General features: G+C 44.6%; 1 pseudogene. It reads right to left on the reverse strand.

Features of this window, described 5'->3' with window-relative positions:
* Positions 1 to 345, reverse strand: a pseudogene (locus CWB65_RS19790) (OmpA/MotB family protein); the annotation flags it as partial.

A 345-nucleotide genomic window follows, 5' to 3' on the forward strand; every position in this document is an offset into this window, starting at 1 on the left:
TACTGTTCATTGGGAGTTGTAATACGAATTACACCATGTGGTAAACGAATAATTTTTATTGTCTCATCGTCTGACGGTAATTATACTTCTGGCTCAGGCGCTACTGCATCAACTAGTGCCTCTACTGCTGAAGAATTTTTATCTTCTGGCAACCCATATTTAGATAACGAGATTCCTACTTTTCTATTTTCAGCTCGGCCCGCATCTGTGTCGTTAGGTGCAAAGGGTGAATACTGTCCATACCCATCAATAGCGATTCGGGCCGATGTTATGCCATGTGCTTCAAGCTCAACTAGTATTGACGTTGGGCGCGCGCCAGAAGGCTCCCAGGTCGAGCGCAATATT

The organism is Pseudoalteromonas sp. S554, from assembly GCF_005930865.1.
Lineage (GTDB): Bacteria > Pseudomonadota > Gammaproteobacteria > Enterobacterales > Alteromonadaceae > Pseudoalteromonas > Pseudoalteromonas marina.